Here is a 24,870-nt window from a genome sequence, read left to right as displayed (position 1 = left end):
CGATGGAAGAGAGGTGCATTTATTGTGAGTAAACGACAGGGAACCAAACGTTATGCGAGTCTCCTGCTTAGCTTAGCGCTGATCTTCAGCTTAAGCGGACTTGCTCATCCCGGAGAGGTCGAAGCAGCCAGCTCGAAGTACAAAAAGTTTTTCGATATCAGCAAAAAGGGAGCCCCGATTCCTGGTTACTCCGGGACCAAGGAGTGGATTCCGCAAGGGCTGGCCCTCGTTCCGAGTAAGAACTGGATCATTATATCGCATTATTGGGGTAATAAGGATAGCAATCAAGCCAGCAGCATCTCGATTACAAGCAGCAAAACCAATAAACGCATCAAAACACTCTATTTGTATGAGAGCGGCAGCAAAAAGCATACCGGGCATGTCGGAGGGCTTGCGGTTAGCAAAAAACATCTGTGGGTGGCGTCCGGCAAAAATGTGTACAAAATTCCGCTGAGTACCATTAGCAGCAAAAAAGATTACAGCAATATCGTCATGACCCCATATGCGCTCGCCCATAAAGCATCCTATGCCACTTATTCTGACGGCATTCTATGGATTGGCGAATATATGGATGGCGAGGATCAAGGCGGCAAACAGTGTGCGCCGGGACCCAAGGGCAAGCTGCGAGGTTATCCCTTGACGTCCAGCGACGGCTTGCCGTCGAACCGCAAAGCGACCTATACTTGGAGTACCCCTGACCGAATACAAGGGGCGGTCGTGACGAAATCACGCGTGGTGTACAGCCAGTCCTGCGGTCGTAACAATGCAAGTAAATTGCTCATCTATACTCGTGGAACCAAGGGAAAGGCTGCGGCTACGCCGCTGACGATGCCTCCGATGTCCGAAAATATTGCGTTGCGGGGCAATGACCTGTACGTTCTGTTTGAATCCGGTGCCCGGAAGTACAGAAATGGTGCCATGCCGCTGAAGAACCTTTACATTGTCAATACTAAAAAACTGAAGCTTTAACCCTACAAACCAAAAGATCCCGCCTCCGGTTAACGGATACGGGATCTTCTGTGTGTTGCGCCCCATTTCAGAAGAGAGCGCAGCTCACTCAAACAGGCTGTTTTACTTCAGCGACAAGGCGCTTGAGCGACTCTTGCTTCCATCTCGGAATCCGAAGATGTTTAGCAGAAGGTGCCTTCTCCCCAAAGTAAACGATGCCTTGTTCTACCGTCGTGATTTTGTCAACGTTGACATAGCAGTTGCCGCCGACATGATAGAACTGTTTACCGGAGAGCAGGGATGCGATTTTTTCGGCAGTCATTCTCTTTTTAATGTTATAGTTTCTGCCGTGAAAGCTGACCAAACCGTGCGATCCGGTTTTAAAGAACAGAATGTCTGTCTCCACCACGAAGTCCTCATACATGTTGCGGGATTCCGATACGTGCTTCATCATTCTGCTTCCCCCTTTTCCAAGATCAACATTTGATAACGCTTACATTCTAACATGTTTTCCCTGGGGTTTAAAGAACTTTTTATTTGGCATTAAAAAAAGCCCATACCGCAAGGGTAGGGGCTTGGACTAACGTTTAAGGTGCAGCAGGTGCTTCTGGTGTTTCCGCTGCAGGATCTGCTGGCGTTTCAGCCGCAGTTTCTTCCAGCGTATTGGTGATGGTTGCTTTGTCCTTCAGCTCTTGAATGTAGGCTGTGGATTCGGAGTAAACCTTCTGGTTCTCAAGCTGACTGCGAATTTCTTCCTTCTTATCTTCAAGGGTAGGGTTCGTGGCTTCTTTACGGTCGGTAACCTTGATGATGTGGTAACCGAAAGAACTCTTCACCGGGTCGCTGATTTCACCCTTCTTCAATTTGAACGCTGCCTCTTCAAATGCAGGGTCCATCTGGCCGCGTCCGAAGAAGTCCAGGTCGCCGCCGGTCTCCTTCGTAGCATCTTGGTTCTTCTCTTTGGCAATCGCTGCAAAGTCGGCGCCTTCCTTCAATTGCTTCACGATGGCATCGGCTTCTTCCTTGGTTTCCACCAGGATGTGGGAAGCGCGAACTTGCTCAGGAGTAGCAAAACTTTCTTTGTTTTGGTCGTAGATTTCTTTAATTTCTTCATCAGTTACTTTGATTTTGTCGGCCATCAATTTTTTGAGCTCAACCTGGGTCTTGGTCTGCTCCTTCAGGTCGTCGAGCGTCATGCCGGATTGCTGCAGAGCTGAATTGAATTGATCCTCGGACGGGAAGGTCGCCTTCAAGGTATCTACTTCTTTATTCACATCAGCGTCGGTTACCGTAATGGATTTCTTCTTGAGTTCCTGCTGGATCAATTCCTCAGTGATCATGGAATTGAGTGTTTGTTTACCACCTACGCTGACAAGCTCATCGTACAGATTATCCTTGGTAATGTTAACGTCATTGACTTTAGCTATAGCTTCATTGCCGGATCCCTTGGCAAACGGAGGGACAATCAGGACGACAATTAACGCTGCCGCCAATACCAGCGAAGCGATCATCCAACCTTTGCTTCCGTTCCCGCCGCCACCTGCAGGAGACTGTTCATCGTAAAGCGGTTGATCCCCTGCTGGATGCATGAGCGCAGGCTGTTCGTTCTCATCCTTGTGAAGCTCGATGGGCTCAGGATAGGTTGAATCTATTCTTTCTTCTTCATTAGACAAGCTGCCCGGATCTTGTTGGTTATTCTCTTTCTCTTGGGCTTGTCCCTGTTCATCCTCGGGTTGCCCCGGATGGTTTGGCTGCAAATCGTTATCTTTCATTTAATGATTGACTCCCTTCGACTGCATGTAATAATGAGTTGGTTCATTCTTTAATCACTTTACCAGATAAGCCAAGGGTTTACCTTAAGAAAAAATAAAAATTGAAAAGATAATCGAAAAAGTTGGAGCTGGACCTACAGGATCAGCATTCCCGCTATACCACATACAATTCCAAGCAGGACAACGGAAGCAACAACAAACCACATGACGTTCCTCGGGAATGAGCGTCTTACCATGAGCAGGGACGGAAGACTGATGGCCGGCAGCGTCAGAAGCAGGGCTGCTGCCGGACCCGCTCCGAGGCCCGCTGCCATAAAGGCCTGAATGATCGGGATTTCCGCTGCAGTTGGAATGACAAACAGCATTCCCATCACGGAGAAGAAGATGACGGCCAGCAGCGTGTTGCCGGCGGCTGCTCCCAAATGCGGGAACATCCACACTTGCAATGCGCCAAGGAGAAGCACGGCTATAAAATACGCCGGAACCACGCGAATTATCATATGACCAATGCTGGAGAACCAGCGCAGCCACAGCGGACGTTCATCGGGTTGATCGGTGCTCACTGGTGCGTCAATCTCGATGGGATCCGCCTCTTTAGCGAAGCGGTTAGCGAGGTAACTGACGCCAAAGGTTAGAATGAGGCCGAAGACCAAACGCAGCGCGGTGAATTTCCATGATAAAACAAACGTCATGAAGACGAGTGTTGCCGGATTGATGGTGGGATTGCCGATCCAGAACGCGAGGGCGGAGCCCACGGACACCTTTTTCTTACGCAGACCGATCGCGATCGGTGCTGCGCAGCAAGAGCACATCATGCCTGGAATGGAGGCAATTCCTCCAATCGCCGTGCTGCCGAAGGTGGTTTTGCCGAGAACGCGGAGCAGCCACTGGGAAGGAAGCAGCGACTGAATCAAGGTCCCGAGCAGGATACCGAGCACCGCCGCTTTCCAAACGGCTTTAAAATACGTGACCGCATAGTCCCAGGCCGCTTGCCAAGAAGGTACGGCATTGCCCGGGTCCATGCCTAATATGGAGGAGCCGATGCTGTGCTCCATAATGGCTTTGAGCGCTTTATCGTAATAAGGCCACCATTTTACGTAGGTTAGCCCTGTTGCTGCAATGATGATGAAGATGGTGATGAACCAGATGGTTCTTCTGCGATCCGAATGATCAAAGGCCATTCTGCCGTCGCTTGAGTGATTCATGATCTATACTCCCCCGATGCGTTATGAAATGATGTACATATCCAATCAATTAGTATATCACATTGTGGACAGAACGAAGAAAGATATTCCCGGTAATTGCAAGAAATAGGAAGATCATTAGACTTGGAGCAGCCGATTTCTTATAATATAGATATGGTGTGTGATCACAAGTGTTAGTAAACGGACGAATATCAGATTATCCCCGGGGTAGATGAGACGTTTTTTAAGCATCCACGCCGGGTTTGTTGCATGTGTTTTGTTAAATTCAACTCTTAAGACGAAGGGAAGACCCGTGATGAGTCAATCGGAGAAAATAAAATTAACCTCGTATTCCTCTAAAGGAGGATGCGGCTGCAAGATCGGGCCAGCGGACCTGGCTCAGGTCATTCGCAAGCTCCCGCAAGCTGAGCCGAATCCTAATTTATTGGTAGGTTTGGATACAAGTGATGATGCAGGCGTATACCGTCTCACGGATGAGTTGGCTATGGTTCAGACCGTCGATTTCTTTACGCCGATTGTGGATGATCCCTATGATTTCGGACAAGTGGCTGCAGCGAATGCCATCAGCGATATTTATGCTATGGGAGGCAAGCCGTTGACTGCTTTGAATATCGTGGCATTTCCGATCTCCACGCTGGACAAGCAGGTATTGACGGATATTTTGAGAGGTGCAGGAGATAAATTGAAGGAAGCGGGGGTTACCCTGGTTGGCGGGCACTCCATCGATGACAAAGAACCCAAATTCGGCCTTGCCGTTACAGGTACTGTCCATCCGGACAGAATAAGAACCAATGCCGGCGCGAAGCCAGGCGATGCCTTGATTCTAACGAAGCCAATCGGCGTGGGTATCCTTACGAGTTCCATCAAAAAGGATCTGTTAAGCGATGAGGAGATTCGCCGAGTTACCGCCGTGATGGCGGCATTGAACAAAACGGCTGCCGAGCTCATGGAACCGTATGAGGTGCATGCTTGCACCGACGTGACAGGTTTCGGTCTCCTTGGCCATGCGCTCGAAATGGCCAAAGGAAGCGGCACGGGGATCCGGATATCTAAACCTTCTGTTCCTATTCTGGAGCGAGTTCGCGAGATGGCCGACGGCGGTGTTATTCCAGGCGGTACGAAGAACAATTATGATCACGTGAAGGACGACGTGGATTTCCCGGACAACATGGACCAGATCGATAAGTGGATTTTGTGCGATGCCGTAACTTCGGGAGGACTCCTCATTGCGGTTGATGGCTCGCAGGCAGATCAGCTTCTGTCAGAGCTTCGCCATGCCGGGCTGGAAGCTGGAAGAATCGGCGAGGTCGTGCATGACCATCCGAATCGCATTGTTGTTGAGTTATAAAGTGAATCGCGTTTTGTTTCAATAAAGGAGCGAACAGACATGTTTCAAGACATCACCGTAAAAGAATTAATGGAACTGCAAAGCAGGAAGAAGATTACTTTGATTGATGTCCGTTCCCCTTCGGAGTATAGGGATTCCACGATTCCGGGAAGTCTGAACATTCCGGTCTTCAATGATGAAGAACGGGCGGAGATCGGGACGATTTATAAGCAGGTGAGCGTGGATGCGGCTAAAGAGCGTGGACTTGCCATTATGTCGGCCAAGCTCCCGAGCTTTGTGAAGCAATTCAAGGACATCGAGGGAGATAAGGCGGTCTATTGCTGGCGTGGTGGCATGCGCAGCCGGACTGCCGCAACCGTTCTCTCTTTGATGGATATCCATGTCAATCGGATTACGGGCGGGATTAAGGCATACCGGAAGTATGTGCTGGATACGCTGGAGCATAAGAGTCTGGACGCGGAAGCATTTGTCCTCCACGGATTGACAGGGACCGGCAAGACGGCCGTGCTTAGACAGCTCCAGCAGGAAGGCTACCCGGTCGTGGACCTGGAAGGGCTGGCAGGACATCGCGGCTCGATCTTTGGGCATGTTGGTCTACAGGCGAATAATCAGAAGACGTTTGATTCGGGATTGGTTGAGCGGCTGAAGCAACTGGAATCTTCGCCGTATTTGTTATTTGAGGCGGAGAGCAAACGGATCGGCAAAATCGCCGTTCCCGATTTCCTGATGAAGAAGAAGGAGTCGGGGGTAGCCATCGTGTTGGAACTGCCGATGGCGGAACGGGTTCGCCAGATCCTGGAGGATTACAACCCTGCCGCTTTTAAAGAGCAATATTTGGCGGCCTTTCAATTAATCAAAAACAGGATCCACACACCTATCGCCGCGGAAATCGGCAAGTCTTTGGAAGAGGGGCGGTTTGCTCAGGGAATACAGCTGCTGCTCGAGCATTATTATGATCCCAAGTACAATCACTCCTTCGGCCAATATGAGGGCAGCACTCCCATTGTTGTGGCGGTGGACCGGGTGGAAGAAGCGGTGGTTGCGGTTAAAGATATATTGCGGAATCAAATGCTGCGGAAAACAGGCGCGTAAGGCAGCAAAACAAAGGCTACTGCGACAAAGTAAATCATAAACTATGCGCCTGCGTTGGCATTGACCGCTTTTATTGTGAGCTGGTTATGATTGGAACTAGTATGGAAAATCGTCCCTGAAGTATGAGCCGATACCAACGTATCGCTTATGCTGAGGGGCGATTTTTTTTGACAAAGGCATTCTCTTTAAATGGAGGATAACGCTTCGGATATAGGAGTATCTCCTGAAATCAGATCGAAGGAACGACGGAAGGTATTTTCTTCATCTAGGGATAACAGTATCGTTCGTGCTACATCCTCACGCGGAATCGATCCGCCCTGGATATTCTCCGCAGCGGTGATGCGTCCGGTACCGGGGTTATTCGTAAGTCCCCCTGGACGAATGATGGTGTACGAGAGGCTGCTCTGACGAAGCAGGCGATCCGCGTAATGCTTGGCGACATAATACGGTTTGATCTCCTCATTCCAAAATTCCCGATGATGCGCCCCCATCGCGCTTACCATCACAAAGCGCGAGACAGACGCCTGCTCGGCGGCTTCCATCATTTTTGCGGCTCCATCCAGATCGATTAACAGGGTTTTGTCGTATCCGGTAGCTCCGCCTGAGCCGGCAGCGAATACCACCGCCTGGCAATTCATCGCCGCGTCAGCAAGCTCCTCGACCGACCCTTCCAGGTTCGCAAGAACACACTCTATTCCGGCAGCTTCATATGTGGCTGCTTGTTCCTCTTTTCGTACCATTGCTCTTACGGTATAGCCTTCATGGTCTTGCAACAGATGGGTAAGCTGGTTGCCTATTTGGCCGTTGGCACCGACAACGAGAACCTTCATGTGGACATGCTCCTTTATGGTAAACTTTTTGGTATAAATACCCTTGAAAGAGTAATCATTGCGATTTTGACATAGACTACGAGATATTTCATGTATATCCCAAATGGACTTTCCTTTATCTCAGGAAAATGATATTATCTTGTTTTCACCAATTCGCACGGATTCGAAACAAAGGCAAAGGAGAAAAGAGAGTTGAGCGGACAGAAGCTACACCCGACTTCAGGAAGACAACGCTGGATTTTCCTCATTTCGATGATCAGCTTGATAGGATTTGTTACGCTGGCTGCTTTGGTAATGCGGCAAAGCCTGGCATCGTTTGATTTGGCGATCATAACAACGGTACAAGCCTGGGAGCATGCGCTTATCACGGATATCGCCATTGGGCTGTCGTTTATAGGTTCTATCGGACCGGTGATTGTGTTATGTCTGATTGTAATCGCCGTGCTATATTGGGTACTGGGACACCGCGTGGAGATCCTTCTCCTTATTGTGGTCGTCTTCGGTTCATCTATTCTGAATGTATTATTAAAATGGGTCTTTCAACGGGCCAGGCCCGACATCCACCGCTTAATTGAAATTACGGGGTACAGCTATCCCAGCGGACATTCCATGGTCGCCTTCTCGTTCTACAGCGTGTTGGCTTACTTGTTGTGGAGACATATTGACAGCAGAGCGGGGAGAGGCACATTAATATCCATCTCCGTCGTAATGATTCTCGGCATCGGACTAAGCCGGGTCTATCTTGGGGTCCATTATCCAAGCGATATCGTTGGCGGATATCTGGCTTCTTGTGCTTGGCTTGCATATCTGGTCCGATCTTATGAGAAAAGGATGGGGAAGCGGGCCAACCCGGAGCATGTGAATGAATCTGAAATTGCATAACATTGGAAGCGGAAGGGTAATTCATGTAATAGCGGTTCAAACGGAGGAGTATGTATCATGGTGTGTATCCATAGATGTGAAATTGGGTTAGGTAAGGAGGGCTGTCTGTGGCGTTTGGAGCAAGAATGTTCAAAACCGGCTTAGCCGTGACGCTGGCTCTTTATTTAGCCATGCTGTTTGATTTTAAATCCCCTGTCGTTGCCGCCATAGCCGCGATATTTGCGATGCAGCCGTCCATATACAGGTCGTGGAGATATTTCCTGGACCAGCTGCAGACCAGTACGCTCGGTGCGATTCTGGCGATGCTCGGAGGATATTTTTTATCGAATCAGCCGATTTCCGTCGGTTTGGTATGTATTCTAGTGATTATGATTTGCATGAAGCTCAAAATGGGCGAGACCATCGGACTTACGCTTGTCACGGTCATCTCCGTGATGGAAGCTTCCGGGCAATGGGATTTTGCGCTCAATCGCTTTATTCTGACGATTATCGGTATCATATCAGCATTTCTTATCAATATTCTTGTGTTTCCCCCGAAACCCAAGGAACAGTACATCACGCGGATTCATATTGTATTTGGCAAAATGTCGCTGCTGCTGCGCACGGCCATCTCCCACGAAATGAAGGATTCGGTATACCGTGCGGAGAAGAAGGAACTGGAATCCGCGATCAAATCGTTGTCCGACAAATACAATTTATTTGAGGAAGAGCAGAAGAAGCTGAAGCGGGCCAAGTACAGTCAAGCCAGACAGCTTGTAGTGTATAAGCAATTGCTGCAATCCCTTCGTAAGGGATATGAAGTGCTGGATGCGGTGGAAAACCACTATTTTCAGGCGGAACGGTCCGAAGAAATCGACGAGCAGTTTGATCACAATCTGGAGCGGTTAATGAAGTACCATGAGCATATTTTGTGGAAATTCGAAGATAAACTGAAACCGAATGAGGACGAAGCCGAGACCATGGCGGAGAACAATGAAGCGTTCATGGAGCAGGTGATGTGCGGACCAGGCGCCAATCCAGGGGGGCTTCGGCTATCGGTGGTGGCCGCCTCCATGTATGATTACGGATATCAGCTTGACCGGCTGAACCGGGTAGCGGATCAAATTAGCCGTGTCGTGGATGATAAAGAGCAGGAGGAGGCCTTGTTCTCGTGGCTGCGTAAATAAGAGAAGTTCATCATTTGGGTGCCGATCAAGATGCCATATTTGATCGGCTTTTCATGCACCAGGATTTAGGATGATTCCTCTTGGCAGTGAGCCTTGGGAATGGTATTGTATATAAACGCAAAAAAAACCGCCCCGGTGGGTCGGTTACTGAGATTCGATGTTGAATTATACGGGACACATTGTTATAATTAGCAATGGTTTGTCATTAAACGTTGGCAATATGGTTAGAATATCACAATTGTATTTTATCACAGACGAATTGCGCTGTCAACCAGTATATTAGGGGGATGAACAAATGGCTATCAGCGAACAGGATTGGCAAGAAGAACAAGCACGGGTAACGGAAGTGACAACGAAAATCAGTAATAAAATATCTCAGCTGGAAGCGAGCGTCGGAGATATCCGTGAAGTCGTGATTGATATGCGGAAAGACTTTTGGGACGAAGTTACGGTCAACTTCAGCAACCCGGACGATTTGGGTGAAACGTCCACCAACCTGAGACAGCAGTCGCAAGTGCTCGCGGAACGTGAGCATGCTCATCTGCAATCCAGCAAGCTGCTTAAAAAGTATAGAAAACTTGTGGAATCCCCTTACTTTGGACGCATTGATTTTCAAGAGGATGGAACCACGGAGACGGACACCATTTATTTAGGGACAGGATCTTTTTTGGATGAACATATGGAGACGTTTCTCGTTTATGACTGGCGGGCTCCGATATCAAGCTTGTATTATGACGGGGCACCCGGTCCGGCCCAATATGAAACGCCTTCGGGTACGGTCAAAGGCAAAATGCTGCTTAAGCGCCAATTCGTCATCCATAACGGCGAGATCAAGGTATTGTTTGATACCGGTGTGACGATTGGTGATGAGCTGCTGCAGCAGGTGCTCAGCCATAGCGCGGATGATCGTATGAAGAGCATCGTAGCTACGATTCAGAAGGAACAGAATGCCGTCATCCGAAACGACAAAACCCGAATGCTGATCGTTCAGGGGGCTGCCGGCAGCGGCAAAACCTCAGCCGCACTGCAGCGAGTGGCCTATCTGTTATATAAGTACCGGGAGACACTCCGGGCCGATCAGATGATTCTGTTCTCCCCGAATCCGCTGTTCAATAGTTATGTATCCACAGTCCTTCCGGAGCTGGGCGAGGACAATATGCAGCAGACGACCTTCCAGTCTTATCTGGAACACCGGCTCGGGAAAGAGTTTGAGCTTGAAGACGTGTTCACACAGACGGAAACCTTGCTGAATGCGGACGATTCGCCGCGGTACCGGGCACGACTTGAGAGCATATCCTATAAATCCTCGGGAGCTTATCTTGACACCATCAGACAATACAAGGAGCTGCTGGAGAAGGGCGGGATGCTCTTTAAGCCGGTCGTATTCCAAGGTAAGGTTATCGTCAGCTCCGACGAAATGTCCGCGCAGTTTTATAGTTATGATTCGGCGGTTAAGCTCGCTGGCCGGATCGACCTGATGAAAGAGTGGATGCTGAAACGCCTGTCGGAGTTCGCTCAGAGCGAAAAAGACGCCCCGTGGGTGGAGGAGCAAATCCAGCTGCTGGATACGGATGATTATCAACGGGCCTTTCAAACGATGCGACGTAAGCAAAACCGGAAGGCGGATACGTTTGACGATTTTGATAAAGAAAGGGATGTCCTTGCCAAAATGGTCATCAGCAACCGGCTCAAGCCGGTTAGACGCTGGATCAAGCGGTTCCGATATGTGGATGTGAAGGGCATGTACCGAAAATTATATACGGATGAATCGCTATTTCGCCGGGCGGCCGGGAATTTGGAGACACTCCCGGATGATTGGGAGGAAATCTGCAAGCTTACCGTTGCGTCACTGGACAACAAATCGCTGTTGTATGAGGATGCGACTCCGTTCCTCTATCTGAAGGAGCTGCTTCAAGGTTTCCGCACGAACACGTCGATTCGTCATGTGATTGTGGATGAAGTACAGGACTATTCGGGATTTCAGCTGGAATTCCTGAAGCGGTTGTTCCCGCGTGCGAAAATGACGGTGCTGGGGGATCTCAATCAAGCGATTTACGCACATGGAGAGGCGCTCGGCAATCTGGAAAATCTGGTGAGTCTTTACGGCAAGGACGATACGGAGGTCATCAATCTGACGCAAAGCTACCGGTCCACCTATGAAATCGTTGATTTCACACGGCAGATGATACCGGGCGGGGAGCGGATCGTTCCATTTAACCGGAGCGGCGAAGCTCCGCGTGTGGTTGCGGTGAACGATGAGGAACACCTGCATGGAGCGATTGTCTCTGATATCCGTGAGCTTCATGAACAGGGATTCCAGTACGTGGCGGTGATCTGCCGGACAGAAGAGGAGAGCAGACGCGTACACGAGCAGCTGTCAGCAGATATACCTGCGCGATTAATTACCAAAACTACTCCTGCTTTCGAGAAAGGAACGCTTGTCGTTCCTGCCTATCTAGCCAAGGGCGTGGAATTCGACGCGGTGATCATATACAACGGCTCCGAGGATGTGTACCACCGCGAAAGCGACCGCAAACTGTTCTACACCGCATGTACGCGTGCCATGCACAAACTTCATGTGTATCATATCGGGGAAAAGAGTCATTTTATCCCGGATGAAAATTAAATGAATAAAGGTCTGTCTGAGCCACGGCTTAGGCAGGCCTTTTTTTCATGATTATTATATGAAATCCAAACATGTTTCATGGAAAAGGAAAAAAACGGAAAGATATTTAGGGTGAGATGGGGAGTATTCTTTATACCATAAGGAGGGAGTTATCCAATATTTATGATGATTTGACCGGTGATTAATAATTTTTTTTCAATTATTTTCGGGAAAAGCGCTTTCTCGATCGCCCCGTCTATTCATTTTGGACACAAATTTGACGAAAAAAGGATTGGGGGTATATTACTTATATCAAAGGTCGGGTGCTTGCGGATGAAGATAAAAACAAAATTAATTCTTTCGTCTACGATTCTTGCAACGGTTACGGCGGTGATCGTAATCATCGCGTTCATCACTTCGAATATGACGGAGAAGAGGTTCAGCAAGATTATTGAAGTGGATCAGAAGGTCATCTATAACCTGACGCAATTGGAGACCCTATTGACGGGCGTATCTAATGATGAGCGTGGCTACTTATTGACCGGTGATTCGACCTTTGCCGATTCATTGAAAGCGAAACAGGAGTCGGTCGCCAAACTCATGGCCGAAACCAAAGGCTTGATGACGGCTGAGGAAGACCACAAAGTGTTTAACGAGATCGAAACCGGGTATGTCATCTACACCGAAGCCGTTTCTGAGGTGTTAAACAAATTGGGGTATGATACCGGATTTTACAAGGCTGTGCCGTTTCGGGTATATGAAGCTGCATTTAACCAGGAACGCGAAGTGCGCAAGTCATTTAGCACGCTTATCGCACAATTTACGGTAGATAAAAATGAAGCCTTGGCTAAGCAGGCTGATCAAATTGCGGCCAGCAGCCGATTTCAGAATTTGATCATTATGCTGATCGGAATCGCAGCCGTTGTTTATTTTGCTATACAGGGTTATCTTCTTACTCGCTCGATCCGTCCGTTGAATCAGATGAGCAGTCAGCTTTTGAAGATTGCCGAAGGCGGGGGTGATCTGGTTACCCGATTACATATCACAACGAAAGACGAAATCAGGGATGTAGCCGACGCTTATAACAAATTGGTCGATGGCTTCAGGGAGCTTGTCGTACAGGTGCAGGATACGGCCGGCAAAGTCGGTGTCGCAGCTTCGACGCTGCACTCCACGACCGAGGAAATCCGTCAAGCTTCCCAGCAAACCTCAGGCATCATGGAAGAGCTGGCGGCCGGGGTAGAGAACCAGCTTCAGGATACAGAGGAAACGACAGCTACGATAACGGACATGGCGGAAGGAATGAAACATATCGCGCATGCCGCCCAAGACGTCTCCGGATTGGCAGCAACGACGAACCAACTTGCGGCTGGAGGGGAACAGGCACTTATACATACACTGGCTCAAATGGAAGGCATACGCACCAGTGTGGATCAATCCGCGCAGTCGGTGCGGGCGCTCGGCGAAAAGGCCTCCAACATCGGTGCGATGGGACAGATCATTATCGAAATTGCAGAGCAGACATCACTGCTTGCCTTGAATGCCTCGATTGAGGCGGCTCGGGCGGGCGAGCATGGCAGAGGTTTTGCGGTTGTAGCTGCCGAGGTCCGGAAATTGGCTGATCAGGCATCAAACTCCTCCGTTGAAATTAGACAATTCGTCCATGAGCTTCAGCAGGATATTGTTGATTTGGCCGGCGTCATGGAGCAGGGGACCCGTGAAGTGACCCAGGGCATGAACGTGGCGCAAGGAGCCGAGAGAGCCTTTAAGGAAATTGAGCAATCCGTCGGAGAATTGAACGAACAAATTCAGAGTGTCACCGTTGCAACAGAACAGATGAACTCCGGAGCAGGGGAGCTTGTTCACGCAATCCGCAGAATTCAGGAGGTCACGGAGACGACGGCAGGCGGAACCCAAAGCGTCAGTGCTGCCACGGAAGAGCAGCTGGCCTCTATGGAGGAAATTACAAATTCCGTTGAAGATTTGAATGTAATGTCTGGCAAGCTTCGGCAGTTGATGTCCGGCTTTAAAGTATAAATAAGGAAAAATGGCATATGGGAAAAAACGGCCACCTTGCAATCATGCATATTCTGGGCAAAAGAACCTACAATATGGATGACAGATAACGCAAAGGTGGTCTTCTCTCATGGAAAACAAGAAATGGGATCTGGTTGCCCTTGCATCCATACCACTCATCATGACGTTGGGCAATTCCATGCTGATTCCCATCTTGCCGCAGATTTCAAAAGCTCTGGGGATCAGTTCCTTCAAAGTCAGTATGCTTATAACGGTATATGCTGTTGTAGCCATCTTACTGATTCCGATTGCCGGTTATTTATCGGATCGGTATGGACGAAAGAAGATCATCATCCCCAGCTTAATTATTGCGGCATTAGGCGGAGCTGTCTCGGCTGTGGCAGCCTGGATGCTGAGTGGGACGGCGGCATATTACGTTATTTTGGCGGGACGGTTTCTGCAGGGGATTGGTGCTGCCGGGGCATTCCCCATTGTCATTCCGCTTGTCGGTGACATGTTTAAAGAGGAAGAAGAGGTCAGTAAGAGTTTGGGTATTATCGAAACCTCCAATACGTTTGGCAAGGTAGTCAGCCCGATACTGGGTGCCCTGCTCGGAAGTTTTATTTGGTTCTTGCCCTTTATAGCTATTCCGATTCTATGCTTGATCTCTATCGTGCTTGTCATTTTTCTTGTGAAGACACCGAAGTCGAACGACAACGACAAACAATCCATTCGCGAGTTTTTGAAAACAACCAAGCAGGTTTTGCACGAGAAGGGAAGATGGCTGTATGCGATATTTGCCATCGGCGGCATCGCGATGTTTGGCGTATTCGGCGTACTTTTCTATTTGTCGGAAACGCTCGAGAGCACTTACCATTTACAAGGTGTGGTGAAAGGGCTGGTGCTTGCGATTCCGCTGGCTTTGTTATGTCTGTCTTCCTATTTAGCCGGTAAATTCACAGGCAAAAATAAAGCGGCTAAAAAGTGGACCGGTTTCGCGGGTATGGCCATTTTGACGGCCTCCCTGATCGTCACCGGATTTAGCGCTCAGATCTATTTTGTAGTCGGAATGATGACGCTTGGCGGCATCGGGATCGGGATGGTCCTGCCATGCATGGACACGCTGCTGACGGAAGGTATAGAGAAGGAACAGCGCGGTACCATTACCTCTCTGTACAGCAGTATGCGCTTTATCGGCGTATCGCTTGGTCCGCCAGTTGTCTCGCTGCTGCTCGGGGCGAATCATTGGGTTCTGTTCGGCACGTTGGCAGCCGTCGCGGCGGTAGGCGGCCTGCTCACATTATTCGCCGTGAAGCCGGAGGCGAAGAAAGACGACACCGGAGGGAACTCATACCGAGTCGACTTCAAGAAACCGCAGGGCTTGAAAAAGAAAGGTCTTGTCCATAAATAATGGACAAGACCTTTTTCTCATATCCGGATATGGACGGGGAGCATATTGATATGGAGGAACTTTCATCGTCTACTTTGTTTCCTGGTCCATTCCTGAGACGTTTTCGAAGTTCATATGCCGCTGCTTCTCTTGGCTTCGCTGCAATCTCCGTTATCCTGCAGCGGTGGGTTCGGTATCCTCAAGCTTTAAGGTTGCTTTGGAGCGCGATTTGCCGGTTACCTGCATGATGATATAAATCAGGATTAACAGCACAAGCGCAATGGCGGAATATCGGTACATGATCGTGTACGAAGTGGATTTGGCAATGGAGCCGAGCGCGATCGAGCCGATAGCGACACCGAAATCCAGGGAGTTGAAGAACATGCCGTTGGCCATGCCGCGCTGGAGCGGATGAACCTCCTGGATCATCCAGGTCTGGATGGACGGCTGCATCGCGCCGAAGCCAAGGCCATAACATAATGCTGATAACAGCATAGTACCCGTCGATGAGGCGAAGGTCAGCAACAGCAGACCGGTGACCATCAGAACAGCAGCGGGTATAACCATCGCCTTGTGTCCATAGCGGTCATAGATTCTGCCGGAGAACGGCCGTACCAGAATGATGGCAATGGCATTGAACAAGAAGAAATACTGGGGATTCCGGAGGTGAGCCTCGGTGCCGAACAACGCCATGAAGCTTAGCAGCCCTCCGTACGTAATGGACATCAAAAAGTTAAGGACGCTGGGGAGAATCAGCTTTTTGTTGAATGAGCCCTTCGGTTGATCCTCAATTCGAGGTTGAACCGCTGCGGGGCGCTCCGTTTTCCGTTTTGCCGATCTTGACGTTAGAACGTAGGCGAGTGGGAAGATAAGTATATTGATGATGACGGTGATGACCACAAGCGGTGTGAACCCCCCGTCTTGCAGGAGCGTCAAGCCGATCATCGGGCCGATCGACATGGCGAGCGTAGTGGATAATCCGAAGTATCCCATGCCTTCGCCCAGTCGTTTGATAGGAATGACGTCCGATGCCATCGTAGGAAACGAGGTGCTTGTCATGCCAAAGCCGATGCCAAACAAAACGCGCATCAGCAGCAGAAAGGCGATCCCGGATGCCCAGTAATAGCCCAGCGTGGCTGCAAGCGAAATCATCAGCCCGACGTACAGCAGCAGGCGCAGTTTTCCTTTTTCCAGCGCTTTGCTTGACACGAAGCGGGAGGCGATCGCGCTGAAGGCGAACAGGCTGGTTATCAGGCTGACTTGAAGCGGACTTGCCATAAACGCCTCCTTGGCGTATGCGGGCAGCGTGGTCAGCATCATCTGCAGGGTCAGAAACAGAAATAGGTTGCTGACCATCAAGGTGATGAATTCTTTGGTCCATAAACGTTGTTTTGTATTCATTTCATTCATGTGAAACATCACTCCTGTTTGTGTAAGTTGTCTATGTTGGCATTGATGCGTGAGAGTGTGTCCCAGAACATCTCTAATTGATGATCGTCAATGCCTTCGATTAACTGGCTTCCGCATTGACTTTCGATGGTTGTGGTTGCCGCGATCAATTCTTTCCCTGTATCCGTCAAAAAGAGCTGGAAAGCTCTCCGGTCGTTAACCGATACGGATTTGCGGGTATATCCTTTTTTCTCGAGCAGATCCAAAATACGGGTAGTGGTCGGTTGATCCTTGTCTGCTTTGGCGGCAACTTCCTTCTGATTCACCCCTTCATGCTCTCCGATGTGGTACAGAACCAACCATTGCTCGGGGGTAATATCATAGGGCTTCAAGGCATTCGCAAACAAATGGGAGGCGCGGCGATAGGTGTAACCCAGATGAAATCCGATGGAGGGGTTGCGTTTAGGTATTTTCAAGAAACAAGTCACACCTTTCATTTCAAATTTTCAAAAATAGTTGTCTAAACAATTATATGCCTGACATACAAATCAGTCAAACCATTTAAAAAATTAATTGTCTACATGACAGGGTTTCGTTAAACGATGTGGAATATGAAAAATGGAATGATAACATAGCTCTAACAATGGCGAGCTATATTTATAGTACAAACCAATATCTCACCACTCAGGAGGAAGTACAAATGTCACAATTGATTAATTTTGCACACCGTGGGTCATCGGCCATATGCCCCGAGAATACGATGGCTGCCTTTGCCAAAGGCTTGGAGCAGGGTGCTACCGGGATTGAAACTGATGTTCAGATGACGAAGGATGGAAAGCTGGTTTTGATCCATGACGAGAGTGTCGCACGCACGACGGGGGCTGAAGGGCTTGTCAAGGATTATACATATGAGGAGCTGGCCAAGTTGGACGCAGGCTCATGGTTTGGGGCCGCCTTTCAAGGGGAACGGATTCCGCTGCTGGAAGAACTGCTGGAATTGACAAAAAGCCATGGTACGATCGTGAACATCGAGCTGAAGAACGGGTCGATTCAATATCCTGAGCTGGAAAAGCGTGTGATCGAGACCGTAAGGCATTACAAAATGTCAGAGCAAATCGTCATTTCAAGCTTCAATCATTATTCTCTGGTGGAGTGCAAGCATATTGATCCTGAAATCCGTACCGGCCTGCTGTATGGGGAAGGGTTATACAAACCATGGGAGTATGCCAAATTGGCGAAAGCGGATGCGCTTCACGCATACCATCGCGCGGTTCTGCCGGAATGGGTAACGGAAGCAAAGCAGCATGGCGTAGTCTATCACCCTTGGACCGTCAATGACGAGGAACAGATGAAAGCCTTGATCGATGCTGGCGTGGCGGGCATTATTACGGATTATCCGAATGTACTCGGGGGATTGCTACAGACCAAGGGAGCGTGACTTTGTGAAGAAAACATGGCTGCTGGGCTTTGGCTTTTTCAGCATTAGTATTACCTGGGCGCTGTACAATGCGTTTGTGCCCTATTTTCTGGAGGATTACATATCCAGCGTCGCACTGATCGGTTTTTTTATGACGATCGACAATTACTTTGCCTTGTTCTTGCAGCCATGGATCGGAAGTCGCAGCGACAGGACCCATACCCGGTTTGGCAGAAGAATGCCTTATCTGCTCATCGGCATGCCGCTTGGCGCTCTGTTTACCGCAATCATTCCGTTTCACACCGGGATGGTAACATTGATACTGTTCATGGTCCTCATGAACCTGGCCATGAGCCTGTATCGTTCGCCCACCGTTTCATTAATGCCGGATATTACGGAGGAGAAACGCCGCACGAGAGCCAACGGCATCATAAATTTTATGGGCGGCATAGGGTCCATATTGGCTTTTGGCGTGGGCTCGGTACTGTATAGCGCTCATCAAGCTTTGCCTTTTATTGCCGCAGCCGGCATAACGCTGGTGTCGTTGTTCATTTTGAGAACGTTTATTCAAGAGAAGCGTGACGCTCCAGGCTATCAAGCTCAGACGGCCGCTAAAGCTAAAGTTTCCTTTAAGAGTCAGATCAATCGGACGACGGTGCTGCTCTTGGCGGCGATATTTTTCTGGTTTGTCGCTTATCAGGGAGTTGAGACGCTGTTTACATTGTACGGGAAAAATGAGATGGGCCTAACGGAATCGCAGGCTTCCTTTTCCCTAACGTTTTTTTCACTCGCCTTTGTTCTGTTCGCCATTCCAAGCGGATGGCTTGGCGGTAAATTCGGCAAGAAACGGATGATTCTGATCGGCGTCAGCGGGCTGTTCATTGTCTTCGCGCTCGTACCTTGGGTCGAATCACTGCTATGGCTCCGTGTATTGCTGACCGTTGGCGGATTATTCTGGGCTTGCATCAATATTAACTCCTATCCGTTTATCGTATCTACCGGATCGGAGGACAGCATTGGGACGCGGACAGGAATGTACTATTTGGTATCCTCGCTGGCGGCGATCTCGTCACCGCCGCTTCTAGGGAAGCTCATTGATGGCATGGGGTATTCGATTCTGTTTTATTGTGCCGCAGGCAGCATGCTGCTTGCATTGATCTGCGTTCTGATGATTCGCCACCAGGAAACGGAAAGTCCTGCACAATCGCAGACCGCTTCCGCCGGCTTGTCCTAGCCGATTGGTTTGTTTGATAACCGTAGGTTCGGCTCCTGCTAGTCCGTGCGGAATAACATTGACGAGAGCCTGCCAGCACAGGTAGAATCTAATATCAGATAGATTTGAATTAGAATATGCCGGCGAAGGTGCAGGAGCTGATTCCAAGGTTGACAACGATTTATGATATTGCCAAGAAAACAGGCTATTCGCCTACGACGGTGTCCAAAGTCTTCAACAACTATCCGGATGTCCGGGAGAAGACGAGAGCCAAGATCCTGGCAACCGCGAAGGAAATGGGCTATCTTCCGAACGCAAACGCCAGATCGCTTACGACGAAGCGATCCTGGACCATTGGTATTCTCTTTGTGGAGGCTACGGGAGCAGGGATTCGTCACCCCTATTTTGGAGCCGTGATCGAAAGCTTTAAGAAAATTGCCGTATCCAAAGGGTATGATCTGATGTTCATCTCCAAGGATGTCGGCGGCCGAAGAAGCAGTTATGTGGAGCATTGCAAAATCCGGGGCGTCGACGGTGTGGTCGTCATTCTGTCGAGCAGCGAGGACCCTGATTTCCAGGAGCTTCTGGAGAGCGGCATTCCGTGCGTCATTCTGGACTCCTCACCGGAGTTTGTGCATTCGGTTTACTCCGATAACATCGGAGGCAGCGTGCAGGCACTTCGGTATTTGCATTCGCTTGGACATCGCAGCATTGCCCACATATCGGGCGGATTGAATACGTTTGCAGGCGAGCAGCGCCAGCAAGGCTATGAGCAAGCCCTTCGGGAGCTTGATCTGGACCTAAGGGAAGAGTACATAACCGGCAGCGATTTTTTCTCCACTGAGAGTGGATATGAAGCCATGAAGAGGCTGCTGGGGCTAGAGGATCGGCCGACTGCTGTTTTTGCAGCTGGAGATCTACTCGCGCTTGGAGCTATTCGTGCCGTTCAGGATCAGGGCCTGAATGTACCAGGAGATGTGTCCATCATCGGTTTTGATGATATTGAAATGTCCCGTTACATCACCCCTGCATTAACGACAATACGCCAGGATACGGAGCAGCTGGGCACCGTTGCGGCGGAGATCCTTCTTTCTTCCATCGAAGAACAAAACGCAACAGTCAAGTCGGTTATGCTGCCAGTTCAATTGATTATCCGGGAATCCTGCCGCCCGGTCACCTAGGTGAACCTAAAGGCAGGACTCATTTTTGCCGCTTTTCGAAACCGGTTTCGAAATCTGAATTGATCCTGAAGTCGAGTCGATTATGAACCCAATTTAAGGAGGATCTGAACATGTCAAATTATCGTTTTGAGAAGGATACCTTTGTTATCGAGCAGTATGACCTTGCCAAACCATTCTCCAGCTTTCTGCCCGGAATCGCAGGCTTGAAAGGGATTCCGATGTGGACCTTTTATGTGAATCGGGGGCAGGGGATATGCAGCTTCGGCATACGCGATAAGAACTCGCCGATCATGGAATTTTCTCCAGCGAATATCTCGTATAAGAACGTCTCCGCTACCGGCTTCCGTACGTTTATCAAGTTGGCGGGGGCACCGTCCGTTTATGAGCCGTTCCAGTCCTTTCAGCCGGATTCTCATGCGAAGAGAACGATGTTGATCCGTCAGAATGAACTTGTCATTGAGGAGGAGCACGCCGGTAACGGACTTCGCACTTCGGTATCGTATTTTCAGCTGCCCGGTGAAGATTTTGCCGCCCTTGTCCGCGAGGTCAGCATCACGAATATCGGAACTCGGACGGAATCGTTCGAGCTGCTGGACGGCATGCCGGAGATTCTGCCTTACGGTGTCGAGAACAGCGGGTACAAGGAGGTTGGCAATCTGCTGCGGAGCTGGATGGAAGTGGAGAACCTTGATCAGGGGATCCCGTTCTATAAGGTTCGCTCCAGTACGCACGACGAGGCGGAAGTTAGCGAAGTTACGAGCGGTCACTTCTATCTGTCGTTTGATCAGCATGGGCAGTTGATCAAGCCGCTTGTAGACTTTGAGCTTGTATTCGGCGGAAACACTTCATTAATCTATCCCGATCGATTTGCTGTAAGTTCGATGGAAGCTTTGATGAACGCCACGCCGTATCCCGTTAACAAGGTGCCATGCGGCTTCAGCGGGTTATCGGCCCGGCTTGCGCCCGGGGAGACGGCGACCGTTTATACGCTGATTGGTCATGTGAACGATATCGGCAAAATCAACAAGCGCTCAAAAGATTTGTGTTCTCCTGCCTATATCCTCAAGAAACGCGAGGAGGCCTCGGCATTGACCCGGAACTTGACCGAGGATGTTGCTACCAAAACGGGATTACCCCTATTTGATGAATACAGCCGTCAGTCCTATCTGGACAATTTTTTGCGGGGCGGATATCCGTTCCTATTCGATAACGGGAAGGAAGGAGTGGTCGTCCACCTATACTCCCGCAAGCATGGGGATCCGGAGCGGGATTATAACTTCTTCTCTCTTTCGCCGGAGTACTATTCACAAGGGAACGGCAATTTCCGGGATATGAATCAGAACCGCCGAAATGACGTGTTTTTCAACCCGAAGGTGGGCACATTCAACATTCGGATGTTCTTCAGTCTTATTCAAGTCGACGGTTATAACCCGCTTAGCGTAGAGGGAACGAAATTCCGCGTAAGTGAAGGGAAGGCGGAGGAACTGGAGACGCTGCTGCGGGCCTCCGCGGCGCAGGAAGATTATGAGAAGCTGGCCAAGGCATGCGCCGGGGATTATACGCCGGGTAAAATCATCAACGCGATTTCGGATCAAGGCATCCGGCTGGAGATCGGTGAGGAACAGTTCTTATCCGGGCTGTTGAGTATATCCGATCAACATTTTGCGGCTTCGTTCGGCGAGGGTTTCTGGTCGGATCATTGGACGTATAATATGGATTTGGTTGATACCTACTTGGACATTTATCCCGACCGTTATGAGGAACTATTGTTTGGCGAGAATACGTATACGTTCTTCGACAGCCCGGTGTACGTCCTTCCACGAAGTGAGAAGGTTGTGATCAGCCGTGGCAAGGTACGGCAATACGGTGCGCTGCTGGAGGACGAGGAGAAGCTGAACAAGCTCGGCAGAAAACGGAACGCGGCGGAATGGCTGCGGGTAGATAGCGGACAAGGCAGCATTTACCGCACGAATCTGTTTGTCAAAATGATCTCATTGTCCCTTAATAAAATGGCAACACTCGATCCTTACGGGATGGGGGTAGAGATGGAGGCGAACAAGCCGGGCTGGAATGACGCGATGAACGGCTTGCCGGGCCTGTTTGGGTCGGGCATGAGCGAAACGATGGAATTGAAGCGTATGGTCGCATTTATCGTGGATGCGGCCGAGCGGTTCGGCCATCAAGCGATTCAGGTCCCGGAGGAGATTGCGTCTTACTTAGAGAGTGTATACGAAGCCGTACAGCAATATCAGTCCGGCTCACTGGACTCATTCGGTTATTGGGACAGGGTAGCGGGACAGCGTGAGGCCTATCGTGCATCGGTCCGGTACGGGATCAGCGGCGAGGAGGTTGAACTTTCGGTGAAGAACGTGAAGGATATGTACGCGGCATTTCTGGACAAAATCGAAGAAGGAATTCAGCGTGCCGAGCAGATGGGAGGCGGAATCGTGCCAACGTATTTCCGCTTTGAAGCCGAGCGCTATGAAGAGGTTCGGGATGCAGCGGGGAACCCGGTCATCACGCGCTATGGTTTGCCCGCTGCAAAAGTTCTTGAATTCAAGGCCTATGCGCTCCCGCATTTCCTGGAGGCGCCGGCCCGCGGAATGAAGCTCGCCGATGAAGGCCAGGCAAGAACGATGTATGATCGGATCAAGGCTTCCAATCTGTATGATTCCGCGCTGGGGATGTATAAAACGTCCGTCAGCCTGGAAGGCGAAACGGATGAAATTGGACGCATCCGAGCATTTACAGCGGGCTGGCTGGAGCGGGAATCCGTATTTTTGCATATGACCTATAAATACTTGCTTTCATTATTAAAAGCCGGATTGTATGACGAGTTTTTCTCGGAAATCAAAACTTCCCTTATCCCTTTTTTGGACCCGGCCGTTTATGGACGAAGTACGCTGGAGAACTCCTCGTTCATTGCCAGCAGTGTGAATCCGGATCCTCACGTGCATGGACGAGGCTTTGTGGCAAGGCTGAGTGGATCGACGGCCGAATTCCTAAGTATGTGGATTTCGATGATGGCAGGGAAAAAGGTATTCCGTTACGAAGACAACCAGCTTCAGCTGCATCTGAACCCTGTGCTTCCGGCTTGGCTGTTTGATGAGAATCAAGAAGTGTCGTTCACCTTCCTTGGTTCCGTCAAGGTGACGTATCGCAGTGAGCGCGCAGCAAATACGTATGGTCAGGACGGCGTTACGATTCAGCGATTAACGCTCATTACGGTGGGAGGGGATTCGATCGAGGTGGATGGCCCCCTCCTTACAGGAGAGTTGGCTCATGAAGTCCGCAATGGGAACATCCAGGCAATTCATGCTGTAATGAGATAGATGTCACTTGCCCCAAGTAGACCACCCGGCAAATCTCGGGTGGTCTATTGATAGTTATGAGAAGTTTTTTTTATTCATTAGGAGGCTTTTCATTATTGCTTGTCATGGCTGAGCCAAACATAATGCCAATGCCAGCACCGATCGCAATGCCGATAGCGATATTTTTCATGGCAACTCCAATCGCTACGCCAACGCCGATCCCCATGCTCATCCCAAGGGCCATGTTGTTTTTTTTCTTTTCCATAAGGCCGTCACCTCCATCTGCATCATGTTGATCCAAACAAGTTTCCTTCTCAAGCTGCTATTGTTCTTATTATAGAGGATATGGACTTAGGATGCCGGATATCCGGTTCCTTCATGTTTTCTTCGCTTGCAAGTCCCCGTGTTGCAACCCATAATAGATATATCGATTTCAAGTACATATGGATTCAACATCTTCGAGTGCGAGGAGGGGGTTATCATGCAGTGGATCGCCATGCTGACGATGCTGATTGATCATGTAGGGCTTGTGTTTTTTCCGCACCAGGAGGTTTGGAGAATCATCGGCCGCATTGCATTCCCAATCTACGTCTATGCTCTCGTTCAGGGGCACCGCTTCACTTCTTCGAGACCCAAGTATATCATTCGGCTGGCCGTTATTGCTGCGATTTCTCAAATTCCCTATCAGCTTGCGCTGGATCCTGAAGGGTTGAATGTGGTCATTACCCTGGTAGCTGGGGCCATCGTTTTGTATGTGCTGGAACGATCGGATTCCCAGCTGTTATCGTGGTTGGTTGTTGTTGCCGCCTGTGCGTTAATGAGTGGATTTCCGTTTGATTACGGAGCTTACGGCCTGCTGTTGATTTTGATATTCCGATATGCCCAGGCCAGCTGGCTTGTTCCGCTTCATATGGTGTTGAACCTGTTATTCTGGTTCCTTAATAACTGGGAGCTGCAGATGTGGAGCGTCATCCCGACGGCTGTAATAGCTTATGGCCCGCATGTATGGAAGAAGCTGGAGTCCATCCGGGTGAGCCGCTGGGTATGGCGTTCATTTTATCCGCTGCATTTACTGATTATTGCGTTATTACGGGTGTTTTTATAG

General features: G+C 49.7%; 20 protein-coding genes. 13 read left to right on the top strand and 7 right to left on the bottom strand.

Annotated features, from left to right (window positions below; translation table 11 throughout):
• Positions 1 to 24: 24 nt before the first annotated feature.
• The gene (locus OHJ21_RS13860; RefSeq protein WP_486020281.1) at positions 25 to 969 is read left to right on the top strand and encodes a hypothetical protein; all 945 of its coding nucleotides are present in this window, start codon (positions 25 to 27) and stop codon (positions 967 to 969) included.
• A gap of 88 nt (positions 970 to 1,057) precedes the next feature.
• Here the strand turns inward: OHJ21_RS13860 and OHJ21_RS13855 are convergent, their stop codons facing one another.
• The 3 genes from OHJ21_RS13855 to OHJ21_RS13845 all read right to left on the bottom strand — a co-directional run bounded on the left by OHJ21_RS13855 (position 1,058) and on the right by OHJ21_RS13845 (position 3,925).
• Positions 1,058 to 1,402 (bottom strand): LytTR family transcriptional regulator DNA-binding domain-containing protein, encoded by a 345-nt coding sequence (locus tag OHJ21_RS13855; protein ID WP_009590070.1) that lies wholly within the window; start codon positions 1,400 to 1,402, stop codon positions 1,058 to 1,060.
• 133 nt (positions 1,403 to 1,535) lie between these two features.
• Positions 1,536 to 2,720, bottom strand: a complete 1,185-nt coding sequence (locus OHJ21_RS13850) for a peptidyl-prolyl cis-trans isomerase (RefSeq protein ID WP_486020280.1) — start codon at positions 2,718 to 2,720, stop codon at positions 1,536 to 1,538.
• A gap of 134 nt (positions 2,721 to 2,854) precedes the next feature.
• Entirely contained in the window at positions 2,855 to 3,925 is a 1,071-nt protein-coding gene (locus tag OHJ21_RS13845) for a permease (protein ID WP_326114053.1), read from the bottom strand.
• Between the two features lie 295 nt (positions 3,926 to 4,220).
• Here OHJ21_RS13845 and selD point away from each other — a divergent pair, with 295 nt between their 5' ends.
• Both selD and mnmH read left to right on the top strand, forming a co-directional pair.
• Entirely contained in the window at positions 4,221 to 5,273 is a 1,053-nt protein-coding gene (gene selD / locus OHJ21_RS13840; protein ID WP_100538208.1) for a selenide, water dikinase SelD, read from the top strand.
• A gap of 39 nt (positions 5,274 to 5,312) precedes the next feature.
• Entirely contained in the window at positions 5,313 to 6,365 is a 1,053-nt protein-coding gene (mnmH, locus tag OHJ21_RS13835) for a tRNA 2-selenouridine(34) synthase MnmH (protein ID WP_486020279.1), read from the top strand.
• Between the two features lie 185 nt (positions 6,366 to 6,550).
• Here mnmH and OHJ21_RS13830 read toward each other — a convergent pair whose 3' ends face one another.
• Positions 6,551 to 7,195 (bottom strand): SDR family oxidoreductase, encoded by a 645-nt coding sequence (locus OHJ21_RS13830; RefSeq protein ID WP_326114054.1) that lies wholly within the window; start codon positions 7,193 to 7,195, stop codon positions 6,551 to 6,553.
• Positions 7,196 to 7,387: 192 nt separating this feature from the next.
• On the opposite strand from OHJ21_RS13830, the gene OHJ21_RS13825 reads away from it, so the two are divergent.
• From OHJ21_RS13825 to bcbE, 5 genes are all read left to right on the top strand, one after another.
• Complete coding sequence (locus OHJ21_RS13825) at positions 7,388 to 8,077, top strand: phosphatase PAP2 family protein (protein WP_486020278.1); 690 nt, start codon at positions 7,388 to 7,390, stop codon at positions 8,075 to 8,077.
• A gap of 107 nt (positions 8,078 to 8,184) precedes the next feature.
• Positions 8,185 to 9,243, top strand: a complete 1,059-nt coding sequence (locus OHJ21_RS13820; RefSeq protein ID WP_100538204.1) for an FUSC family protein — start codon at positions 8,185 to 8,187, stop codon at positions 9,241 to 9,243.
• A gap of 295 nt (positions 9,244 to 9,538) precedes the next feature.
• Positions 9,539 to 11,869 carry an RNA polymerase recycling motor HelD gene (helD, locus tag OHJ21_RS13815; protein WP_486020277.1) on the top strand — a complete coding sequence of 777 codons (2,331 nt, stop codon included), beginning with the start codon at positions 9,539 to 9,541 and terminating at the stop codon, positions 11,867 to 11,869.
• A gap of 312 nt (positions 11,870 to 12,181) precedes the next feature.
• A complete protein-coding gene (locus tag OHJ21_RS13810) occupies positions 12,182 to 13,885 on the top strand; it encodes a methyl-accepting chemotaxis protein (RefSeq protein WP_100539462.1) in 1,704 nt (567 codons plus the stop codon).
• 85 nt (positions 13,886 to 13,970) lie between these two features.
• The gene (gene bcbE, locus OHJ21_RS13805; RefSeq protein ID WP_326114106.1) at positions 13,971 to 15,275 is read left to right on the top strand and encodes a bacillibactin exporter BcbE; all 1,305 of its coding nucleotides are present in this window, start codon (positions 13,971 to 13,973) and stop codon (positions 15,273 to 15,275) included.
• A 150-nt stretch (positions 15,276 to 15,425) separates the two neighbouring features.
• Here bcbE and OHJ21_RS13800 read toward each other — a convergent pair whose 3' ends face one another.
• Both OHJ21_RS13800 and OHJ21_RS13795 read right to left on the bottom strand, forming a co-directional pair.
• Complete coding sequence (locus tag OHJ21_RS13800) at positions 15,426 to 16,664, bottom strand: MFS transporter (protein ID WP_486020276.1); 1,239 nt, start codon at positions 16,662 to 16,664, stop codon at positions 15,426 to 15,428.
• Between the two features lie 8 nt (positions 16,665 to 16,672).
• Entirely contained in the window at positions 16,673 to 17,119 is a 447-nt protein-coding gene (locus tag OHJ21_RS13795; protein WP_326118813.1) for a MarR family winged helix-turn-helix transcriptional regulator, read from the bottom strand.
• A gap of 224 nt (positions 17,120 to 17,343) precedes the next feature.
• Between OHJ21_RS13795 and OHJ21_RS13790 the strand changes: the two genes are divergently transcribed.
• The 4 genes from OHJ21_RS13790 (at position 17,344) to OHJ21_RS13775 (ending at position 23,786) form a co-directional block, all read left to right on the top strand.
• Complete coding sequence (locus tag OHJ21_RS13790; RefSeq protein WP_100538199.1) at positions 17,344 to 18,081, top strand: glycerophosphodiester phosphodiesterase; 738 nt, start codon at positions 17,344 to 17,346, stop codon at positions 18,079 to 18,081.
• A 4-nt stretch (positions 18,082 to 18,085) separates the two neighbouring features.
• Positions 18,086 to 19,294, top strand: coding sequence for an SLC45 family MFS transporter (locus OHJ21_RS13785; protein WP_486020274.1), 1,209 nt, complete (start codon positions 18,086 to 18,088; stop codon positions 19,292 to 19,294).
• Between the two features lie 149 nt (positions 19,295 to 19,443).
• Positions 19,444 to 20,454 (top strand): LacI family DNA-binding transcriptional regulator, encoded by a 1,011-nt coding sequence (locus tag OHJ21_RS13780; RefSeq protein WP_326093264.1) that lies wholly within the window; start codon positions 19,444 to 19,446, stop codon positions 20,452 to 20,454.
• 110 nt (positions 20,455 to 20,564) lie between these two features.
• Positions 20,565 to 23,786, top strand: a complete 3,222-nt coding sequence (locus tag OHJ21_RS13775) for a cellobiose phosphorylase (RefSeq protein ID WP_486020273.1) — start codon at positions 20,565 to 20,567, stop codon at positions 23,784 to 23,786.
• Positions 23,787 to 23,856: 70 nt separating this feature from the next.
• On the opposite strand, the gene OHJ21_RS13770 is transcribed toward OHJ21_RS13775, so the two are convergent.
• Positions 23,857 to 24,030: a glycine zipper domain-containing protein gene (locus tag OHJ21_RS13770; protein ID WP_326114061.1), complete on the bottom strand. Its 174-nt coding sequence runs from the start codon at positions 24,028 to 24,030 to the stop codon at positions 23,857 to 23,859.
• 216 nt (positions 24,031 to 24,246) lie between these two features.
• Between OHJ21_RS13770 and OHJ21_RS13765 the strand changes: the two genes are divergently transcribed.
• The gene (locus OHJ21_RS13765; RefSeq protein WP_326114063.1) at positions 24,247 to 24,870 is read left to right on the top strand and encodes a TraX family protein; all 624 of its coding nucleotides are present in this window, start codon (positions 24,247 to 24,249) and stop codon (positions 24,868 to 24,870) included.

Origin of the sequence: Virgibacillus sp. LDC1 (assembly GCF_025792345.1) — a bacterium.
Classification (GTDB): Bacteria; Bacillota; Bacilli; order Paenibacillales; family Paenibacillaceae; genus Paenibacillus_AQ; species Paenibacillus_AQ lautus.
The sequence above is the reverse complement of the archived record's forward strand: the minus strand, read 5'-3'. Positions and strand labels throughout refer to the sequence as shown.